Source organism: Streptococcus mitis, assembly GCF_001579045.1.
GTDB lineage: Bacteria > Bacillota > Bacilli > Lactobacillales > Streptococcaceae > Streptococcus > Streptococcus mitis_D.
Map to the genome: position 1 here is coordinate 154,077 of NZ_KQ970262.1, position 9,653 is coordinate 163,729.

The 9,653-nt window shown below is 41.5% G+C and carries 9 protein-coding genes; 8 read left to right on the forward strand and 1 reads right to left on the reverse strand.

Annotation, left to right across the window (positions count from 1 at the left end; translation table 11 throughout):
• Positions 1–35 precede the first annotated feature (35 nt).
• Complete coding sequence (locus SMIDD28_RS03705) at positions 36–731, reverse strand: VIT1/CCC1 transporter family protein (protein WP_061424807.1); 696 nt, start codon at positions 729–731, stop codon at positions 36–38.
• A 708-nt stretch (positions 732–1,439) separates the two neighbouring features.
• Here SMIDD28_RS03705 and SMIDD28_RS03715 point away from each other — a divergent pair.
• The 8 genes from SMIDD28_RS03715 to SMIDD28_RS03750 all read left to right on the forward strand — a co-directional run.
• Complete coding sequence (locus tag SMIDD28_RS03715) at positions 1,440–2,900, forward strand: aminotransferase class I/II-fold pyridoxal phosphate-dependent enzyme (RefSeq protein WP_061424812.1); 1,461 nt, start codon at positions 1,440–1,442, stop codon at positions 2,898–2,900.
• Entirely contained in the window at positions 2,901–3,761 is an 861-nt protein-coding gene (speE, locus tag SMIDD28_RS03720; protein ID WP_000366713.1) for a polyamine aminopropyltransferase, read from the forward strand. It begins immediately after the preceding gene.
• On the forward strand, positions 3,758–5,017 hold the full coding sequence (locus SMIDD28_RS03725; RefSeq protein ID WP_000088770.1) for a saccharopine dehydrogenase family protein: 1,260 nt from the start codon (positions 3,758–3,760) through the stop codon (positions 5,015–5,017). The genes speE and SMIDD28_RS03725 overlap by 4 nt, the downstream gene beginning before the upstream one ends.
• On the forward strand, positions 5,017–6,144 hold the full coding sequence (nspC, locus tag SMIDD28_RS03730; RefSeq protein WP_061424819.1) for a carboxynorspermidine decarboxylase: 1,128 nt from the start codon (positions 5,017–5,019) through the stop codon (positions 6,142–6,144). Before SMIDD28_RS03725 ends, nspC begins: the two co-directional genes overlap by 1 nt.
• Entirely contained in the window at positions 6,141–7,226 is a 1,086-nt protein-coding gene (gene aguA / locus SMIDD28_RS03735) for an agmatine deiminase (RefSeq protein WP_061424821.1), read from the forward strand. Before nspC ends, aguA begins: the two co-directional genes overlap by 4 nt.
• A 9-nt stretch (positions 7,227–7,235) precedes the next feature.
• Positions 7,236–8,111, forward strand: coding sequence for an N-carbamoylputrescine amidase (gene aguB, locus SMIDD28_RS03740; protein WP_061424822.1), 876 nt, complete (start codon positions 7,236–7,238; stop codon positions 8,109–8,111).
• A 190-nt stretch (positions 8,112–8,301) separates the two neighbouring features.
• Complete coding sequence (locus tag SMIDD28_RS03745; protein ID WP_061424824.1) at positions 8,302–9,003, forward strand: response regulator transcription factor; 702 nt, start codon at positions 8,302–8,304, stop codon at positions 9,001–9,003.
• A partial coding sequence (locus tag SMIDD28_RS03750; protein WP_231075130.1) for a sensor histidine kinase occupies positions 9,000–9,653 on the forward strand: 654 nt, incomplete at its 3' end. The genes SMIDD28_RS03745 and SMIDD28_RS03750, both read left to right, overlap by 4 nt.

The following is a 9,653-nucleotide window of genomic DNA, read 5'->3' on the forward strand; positions in this document are numbered from 1 at the left end:
TGGACTCACTGCAAAATCGAGGTATTTCTTGTCTTCTAAATGCTGAAAAGTTGTCCTAGAAGAAAGGTAACTCCCATAGTTAAGAGACCAATAGCAAGGTTCCGAATCATAGCTGTTTTGGTTGGGGCTTTTCCAAGTCTGGCACTAGTGTAACCAGTGAGAAGAAGGGCTACACCGACGATAAGGACAGTAGCAGGGATGCGGTATTCACTTGGAAAAATGGTCACTGACAGCATTGGTGGTAAGCTACCAAGGAAAAAGGCAACAAAACTAGAAATGGCAGCGTGCCAAGGATTGGTAAATTCTTCATACTCAATCCCATATTTTTCCTCTACCAAAGCCTTGAGTGGATTTTTAAGAAAGGCCTTATTGGTCAAGAGTTGAGCAGAGGTTTCGCATTCTCCATTTTGAATATAAGCAGCATAAAGAGACTTTTTGGCTAGTTCCATATCTTGGTCTAGCAAGAGTTTCTCACGCGCAACGGCCGCTTCCTCGGTATCTTTCTGAGTTGAAACGGATACATATTCTCCACCAGCCATTGAAAAGGCACCGGCCAAAATAGCTGCAAATCCTGATAAAAAGATAATCCAGATATTGCTGGTAGCACTGGCAACCCCAATAACCACACCAGCAATGGAAATAATTCCATCATTGGCACCAAGAACACCCGCACGCAGGATATTTAAACGACCTGCAAAATTTGAATCGATTTCGTGATTTGTTTCTGACATACTATTCTCCTTTTTATCCAGTATAAAGGAAAAATATAGGGAAATCAATCTTTTAAAAGTATCTGAAAAAAGTTGCACGATTCTAATGATGTAGAAATTTCAGCATTTTTTCTGATAAATCAAACACCGAGGGTAATGAGTATAGAATTGCATAAAAAATTTAAAATTAAATACGATAATCATTTTGTTCACTTTATAATCGATTACAAGAAAATAATTAGTGTGAAATCAAATAAAATCCAACTATTTTACGAACTTTTTTATATTTTTTTCGTAAAACACTTTACAAGTTCTTGGAAACATGATATAGTAATAAAGCTTAGAAAATGAGATGATGTTTTCTAGCAAATATAAACCCGAGTAAAAAATGCCTACGGACAGGCAGGGTTGAATGCCGAAGCGTGGTTGAAAAACCACATTATTGATAGGGTTAAAAGCCTACTTTTATAAGTTGATGTTAGGACACTTGTCCTAATTCATAAATTTTTAGTGTGGTGAAAGCACACGTCATCTTGTGAAACGATCAATAAAGTACGTAATATTTGCTACTAGAGAGTTAGGAAACATCAGGAACAGACATACTCAACAGAAACCAAAATAAACACGTCAGAAGATTGCAGAGCAGGTGAAATCCTGCTCTTTTTTCATGAGTCAACCTTTAGTTCCTTAGTTTTCATAAGGTTCTAAAAATATTGAAAGGAGTATGTCTTGAAGGAGTTAGATCAAAACCAAGCCCCAATTTATGAAGCCATGGTGAAGTTACGCAAGAAAAGGATTGTTCCCTTTGATGTTCCAGGTCACAAGCGTGGACGAGGAAATCCAGAACTTGTCGAACTGCTAGGTGAAAGATGTGTTGGAATTGATGTCAATTCGATGAAACCCTTGGATAATCTTGGTCACCCTATTTCGATTATTCGGGATGCAGAGGAATTGGCTGCAGATGCTTTTGGAGCTAGCCATGCCTTTCTAATGATTGGTGGGACAACTTCATCTGTTCAGACTATGATTCTGTCAACCTGCAAGGCTGGAGATAAGATTATTCTTCCACGAAATGTCCATAAATCTGCTATCAATGCGCTGGTTCTATGTGGTGCCATTCCCATCTATATCGAGATGAGTGTGGATCCTAAGATTGGTATCGCTTTAGGTCTTGAAAATGACCGTGTAGCCCAGGCTATCAAGGATCATCCAGATGCCAAGGCCATTTTGATTAACAATCCTACCTACTACGGAATCTGTTCAGACCTAAAAGGGTTGACAGAAATGGCTCATGAAGCTGGCATGATGGTTTTAGTAGATGAAGCCCACGGGGCGCATTTGCATTTTACAGATAAACTTCCAATTTCTGCTATGGATGCAGGAGCTGATATGGCAGCAGTTTCCATGCATAAGTCTGGTGGGAGTTTGACACAAAGCTCGCTTCTTTTAATCGGGGAGCAGATGAATCCTGAATACGTACGTCAGATTATCAATCTTACCCAGTCAACATCCGCCTCTTATTTGTTGATGGCTAGTCTGGATATTTCGCGTCGCAACTTGGCCCTTCGTGGTAAAGAGTCGTTTGAGAAAGTTATCGAGCTATCCGAGTATGCTCGTCGTGAAATCAATGCCATAGGTGGCTACTATGCCTACTCAAAAGAGTTAATAGATAGTGTTTCCGTTTGTGATTTTGATGTAACCAAGTTGTCAGTTTACACTCAGGGTATTGGCTTAACAGGTATCGAGGTTTATGACCTCTTGCGAGACGAATACGACATTCAGATCGAGTTTGGTGATATCGGCAATATCTTGGCCTATATTTCCATCGGCGACCGCATCCAAGACATCGAGCGCTTGGTTGGTGCTCTGGCTGATATTAAGAGACTCTATTCACGAGATGGGAAGGACTTGATAGCTGGAGAATATATCCAACCCGAGTTGGTGTTATCTCCTCAGGAAGCCTTCTATTCAGAGAGAAAAAGTTTGACCTTAGATGAGTCTGTTGGACAGGTCTGTGGGGAATTTGTCATGTGCTATCCTCCAGGGATTCCTATCTTGGCCCCTGGTGAACGCATTACACAAGAAATTGTCGATTATATCCAATTTGCCAAGGAACGTGGTTGTTCCCTCCAAGGGACGGAAGATCCTGAGGTCAATCACATCAACGTCATTAAGAGAAAGGAGAACTAGATGGATTTATGGTTTTCTGAAGTTCATACTCCAGATGTCAAATTGTCCCTGAGAACTGCCAAACAACTCTACGCTGGAAAAAGTGAATGGCAGGATATCGAAGTCTTGGATACGCCAGCTTTTGGGAAAATACTGATTTTAAATGGGCACGTCTTGTTCTCAGATGCGGATGACTTTGTCTACAACGAAATGACTGTTCACGTTCCCATGGCTGTTCACCCAAATCCAAAGAAAGTCTTGGTTATTGGGGGCGGTGACGGTGGTGTTGCTCAAGTATTAACACTTTATCCTGAACTGGAGCAAATCGATATTGTAGAACCTGATGAAATGTTGGTAGAGGTCTGTCGTGAGTATTTCCCAGATTTTGCCGCAGGGCTAGACGATCCTCGTGTTACCATTTACTACCAAAATGGGCTACGCTTTTTGCGAAACTGCGAAGATGACTATGATATTATCATCAACGATGCGACAGATCCGTTTGGACATACGGAAGGGCTCTTTACCAAGGAATTTTACGGCAACAGTTACAGAGCCTTGAAAGAGGACGGCATCATGATATACCAGCATGGGAGTCCCTTCTTTGATGAGGATGAGTCGGCTTGCCGAAGTATGCATCGCAAGGTCAATCAAGCATTTCCAATCAGTCGGGTCTATCAGGCCCATATTCCAACTAGCCCAGCTGGCTATTGGTTGTTTGGATTTGCATCGAAAAAATACCACCCTGTCAAAGATTTTGACAAGGAAGGCTGGAAAAAACGCCAGCTTTTCACAGAATACTACACTGCAAACTTACACGTGGGAGCCTTTATGTTGCCCAAGTATGTTGAGGACATTTTAGAAGAAGAGGAAGGAAAAAAATGAGTCGTTTACTAGTTATTGGATGTGGGGGCGTTGCCCAAGTTGCTATTTCAAAGATTTGTCAAGATAGCGAAACCTTTACAGAAATTATGATTGCCAGTCGTACTAAGTCAAAATGTGATGACTTGAAAGCTAAACTGGAAGGCAAAACAAGTACAAAGATTGAAACAGCTGCACTTGATGCTGACAAGGTAGAAGAAGTGATTGCCCTGATTGAAAGCTACAAACCAGAAGCTGTTTTGAACGTAGCTTTGCCTTATCAAGATTTAACCATTATGGATGCTTGTTTGGCAACAGGAGTCCACTATATCGATACCGCCAACTATGAGGCTGAGGATACAGAAGATCCTGAATGGCGTGCTATTTATGAGAAACGTTGTAAGGAACTTGGTTTTACAGCCTACTTTGACTACTCATGGCAATGGGCTTATCAGGAAAAATTCAAAGAAGCTGGCTTGACTGCTCTGCTTGGATCTGGCTTTGACCCAGGTGTAACCAGCGTTTTTTCAGCTTACGCCCTTAAACATTATTTTGATGAAATCCACTATATCGACATTTTAGACTGTAATGGTGGTGATCACGGTTATCCATTTGCGACCAACTTCAACCCAGAAATCAATCTACGCGAGGTTTCTGCGCCAGGTTCTTACTGGGAAGATGGAAAATGGGTCGAAGTGGAAGCTATGTCAATCAAGCGTGAGTACGATTTCCCACAGGTTGGGCAAAAAGACATGTATCTCCTTCACCATGAAGAAATTGAATCATTGGCGAAAAACATTCCAGGCGTTAAACGGATTCGTTTCTTTATGACTTTTGGTCAATCTTATCTAACGCATATGAAATGCTTGGAAAATGTAGGGCTCCTTCGTACGGATACTATTAATTTCAATGGTCAAGACATCGTTCCGATTCAATTTTTAAAAGCGCTACTTCCAGATCCTGCAAGCCTTGGTCCACGTACAGTCGGAAAAACCAATATTGGATGTATCTTTACAGGTGTAAAAGATGGCGTTGAAAAGACCATCTACATCTACAATGTCTGCGACCATCAGGAATGTTACGCAGAAGTTGGTTCACAAGCCATTTCTTACACGACAGGCGTTCCAGCCATGATTGGAACAAAATTGGTTATGAACGGAACTTGGAAACAAGCTGGAGTGTATAACCTTGAAGAGTTGGATCCAGATCCATTTATGGAAGCTTTGAATGAGTATGGTTTGCCATGGGTTGTGGTTGAGAATCCACAAATGGTGGACTGATGAAGTTAGAACAAGTACCAACACCAGCCTATGTTATTGACTTAGCCAAGTTAGAAGCAAACTGCCGCATTCTACAATATGTACAAGAAGAAGCTGGCTGCAAGGTTTTGCTTGCCCAGAAGGCTTATTCCCTCTACAAAACCTATCCCTTGATTAGCCAGTATCTGTCTGGTACAACGGCTAGTGGACTTTATGAGGCGAAGCTAGCTAGAGAAGAGTTCCCAGGGGAAGTACATGTTTTTGCACCTGCTTTCAAGGATGAGGACATGGAGGAATTGCTGGAGATAACGGACCATATCGTCTTTAACTCAGAGAGACAGTTGCGTAAACATGGGGCTCGTTGTCGGGAGGCTGGTATCAGTGTTGGTTTACGTCTCAACCCTCAGTGTTCAACACAGGGTGACCATGCGCTCTATGACCCTTGTGCACCAGGATCTCGCTTTGGCGTAACACTAGATAAAATTCCTAGTGATTTGTTGGATTTGGTGGATGGACTTCATTTTCATACCCTTTGCGAGCAAGGTTCAGATGATTTAGAGACAACTTTGAAAGCAGTAGAAGCGCAGTTCGGTCCTTATTTACATGAGGTCAAATGGCTCAATATGGGGGGCGGACACCACATCACGAGAGAAGGTTACGATGTGGATTTGCTGATTTCAGAAATCAAGCGTATCCGAGAAACTTACAATCTTGAAGTCTATATCGAGCCGGGTGAAGCCATTGCGCTCAATGCGGGTTATCTAGCAACTGAAGTATTGGATATTGTAGAAAACGGCATGGAAATCTTGGTTTTAGATGCCTCTGCGACCTGCCATATGCCTGATGTACTTGAGATGCCCTATCGCCCACCTTTGAGAAATGGCTTTGAGGCACAGGAAAAAGCCCATACCTACAGACTTTCTTCCAATACTTGTCTGACGGGCGATGTGATTGGTGATTATAGCTTTGAAAATCCAGTCCAAATCGGAGACAGACTTTATTTTGAAGATATGGCCATTTATTCCTTTGTCAAAAATAATACCTTTAATGGTATTGGATTGCCAAGTCTCTATCTTATGGACGAACAGGGAGACTGTAGCTTAATCAAAGCCTTCGGATATCAAGACTTTAAAGGGAGATTATCATGATGGACAATCCCAAAAAATTAGGCTATCTTATGCCAGCAGAGTACGAACCACACCATGGTACTCTCATGATATGGCCGACTCGACCAGGTTCATGGCCTTTTCAAGGTAAAGCTGCTAAAAGAGCTTTCAGCCAGATTATTAAGACCATAGCAGAAGGAGAAAGAGTCTATCTTTTGGTGGAGCAAGACTATCTATCTGAAGCCCAATCTTATCTTGGAGACAGCGTTATTTATCTAGACATTCCCACCAATGATGCCTGGGCGCGTGATACAGGTCCGACTATTCTTGTCAATGATAAAAGAGAAAAATTAGCAGTCGATTGGTCTTTTAATGCCTGGGGTGGCGTTGTGGACGGTCTTTATCAAGATTATGAAGATGATGACCAAGTAGCCAGTCGTTTTGCTGAGGCCTTGGAAATGCCTGTTTATGATGCCAAACCTTTTGTCCTAGAAGGCGGAGCGATACATAGCGATGGTCAAGGAACCATTCTCGTGACTGAAAGTTGCTTGCTTAGCCCTGGTCGCAATCCTCATCTTAGTAAGGAAGAAATCGAAAATACCTTATTAGAGTGCCTTGGAGCTGAAAAAGTTATTTGGCTTCCTTATGGTATTTATCAGGATGAAACCAATGAACACGTTGACAATGTTGTTGCCTTTGTCGGTCCTGCAGAGCTTGTCTTGGCTTGGACAGACGACAAAAGCGATCCTCAATATGCCATGTCAGTAGCTGATTTAGAGCTCTTAGAGCAGGAAACAGATGCAAAAGGTCGACACTTCACCATTCATAAACTTCCAATTCCAGCTCTTCATCAAGTTGTAACCAAAGAGGATTTGCCAGGCTACATTTATGAAGAAGGAGAAGAAGAGCGATACGCAGGTGAACGACTAGCAGCTTCCTACGTAAACTTTTATATCGCCAACAAGGCTGTCCTTGCTCCCCAGTTTCAAGATCAAAACGATCAAGTGGCCTTAGATATCCTCAGTAAGTGTTTCCCAGACCGTAAAGTTGTCGGAATACCAGCCAGAGATATTCTCTTAGGTGGTGGCAATATCCACTGTATCACCCAACAAATCCCAGAATAGGAGAAAAAGATGAGAAATGTAAGTGTTGCAGCTATTCAGATGCAATGCGCTAAGGATGTAACAACAAATATCCAAACCGCAGAGCGTTTAGTACGTCAGGCTGCAGAACAAGGTGCACAAATTATTCTCTTGCCCGAGTTGTTTGAACGTCCTTATTTTTGTCAAGAACGTCAGTATGACTACTACCAGCATGCCCAGTCGGTGACAGACAATACAGCCATTTTGCATTTTAAGGAACTTGCTAAGGAACTACAGGTTGTTTTACCAATCAGTTTCTATGAAAAAGATGGCAATGTCTTGTATAACTCTATTGCTGTCATTGATGCAGATGGGGAAGTGCTGGGCGTTTACCGAAAGACCCACATACCAGATGACCATTACTATCAAGAGAAATTCTATTTCACACCTGGCAACACAGGCTTCAAGGTCTGGGATACTCGCTATGCCAAGATTGGGATCGGTATCTGTTGGGATCAATGGTTCCCTGAAACAGCGCGCTGTCTTGCGTTAAATGGTGCTGAATTGCTCTTTTATCCAACTGCTATTGGCTCTGAGCCTATCCTAGATACGGACAGTTGTGGTCATTGGCAACGTACCATGCAAGGACACGCAGCAGCTAATATTGTTCCAGTCATTGCAGCCAACCGCTATGGCTTTGAAGAAGTCACTTCAAGTGAGGAAAATGGTGGACAGAGTTCTAGTCTTGACTTCTACGGTTCATCCTTTATGACGGATGAAACAGGAGCTATTCTAGAGCGAGCTGAAAGACAAGAAGAAGCTGTTCTGTTAGCAACTTATGACCTAGATAAGGGAGCAAGCGAACGCCTAAACTGGGGCTTGTTTCGAGATAGAAGACCCGAAATGTATCAACGCATTACGGACTAGTAGGGGATAAATGAGAGATTCATTCTGCTAGACTCGTTTTCACTAGCAACTATAATGATACAATGTTATCTAGCAAGTGGATTTTATATTTTAATCCTCTAAGGCTTTCTCGCACTTTTATGCGAGGAGCTTTTCTGTTTAAGCTTTATCAATAAAACATGCTATAATAGTTGCAGAAAGGTTGGTGTTTATGGCTAGGATACTGGTTATTGAAGACAATAGTGACATTCAAGAAATTTTGCGAACACTTCTTACTGAGGAGCATGAGGTGATTCAAGCCTTTTCTGGTACAGAAGGAATCATGCTTTTTGACCAAGGTGGGATTGACCTCGTTTTGCTAGATATCATGCTTCCTGGAAAAAATGGGGATCAGGTTTTAAAAGCCATCAGGAAACAAAGTAAAATTCCAGTCATTATGCTAACGGCTTTGAGCGATAAGAAGTTAATCAGTCAATACCTCTTAGACGGTGCCAATGATTACATAGTCAAACCTTTTGATTTGGACGAAGTCTTTGCCAGAGTTACTGTTCAATTACGTCAAAGCTTAGAAAAACAGCCTATGGAAATAGGAAAAACTGAAAATCTGCCACAAAACTTGAAAAATATCCAGTTTGATGCAGAAAGTTTTGAAATCAAAAATAGTCAGGAAACGATTCGTCTTGCCAAGAAAGAATGCTTAATTCTCCAAACTCTCCTTAAATACCCTAAGAAAATTTTTACCAAGGAAGAACTTTATGAATTGGTCTGGGAGGAGAGCTACCTACCTGGAGATAATACTCTCAATACGCATTTGAGTAATCTTCGTAAAAAATTAAACCAGCTTGACCCAAATCAAGAATATATTGAAACCATTTGGGGAGTTGGGGTAAGATTAAAAGGAGACAAGCAATGACCTACATGATAATCTTTGTTCTACTGATACTCCTAATTATTTTATCGATTGCATTGATTCGCTACCATCTAGCACTTAAAAACTTGAGTCAACAGATTGAAGACAAGATTCTCACAGGTAGTATGAAAAGAGTCGGAGTCAGTATTTTTTCCAAACATTTTTTACATCTCTACCAGCAGATTGAGAATCTATTTCAGGAAGTAGAACAATCTCGGTTGGTGATGAAAAGGGAAAAGCAGACTCTGGATATGGCCATCAGCAATATCGCCCATGATATTCGGACACCTTTGACTATCGCTTCAGGTTACACCCAACAATTGATAAAGTCTCCTGAAAAGCAATCAGAAACCTTACAAAAAATCGCCCAGCATCTTGATTTAGTTTCCAAACGTTTGGAGGCTCTCCTAGAATATCGTCGTTTGATGGAAGGAGCTGTCAAACCAAAACTGGAAGAAGTGGATCTTTCAGCTTTTATCACCAAAAAGACTCTGGCTTATTATGATGTTTTTCAGGCGGCAAATATCACGCTTGATTTTAAGGTTGAAGCTGGTTTAACAATGAGGACTGATGAAGACTTGCTGGATCGAATTTTACAAAATCTGCTTGGAAATGTCCTCAAACATGGCAAGGAAGAAGCGCGTCTATCTTTG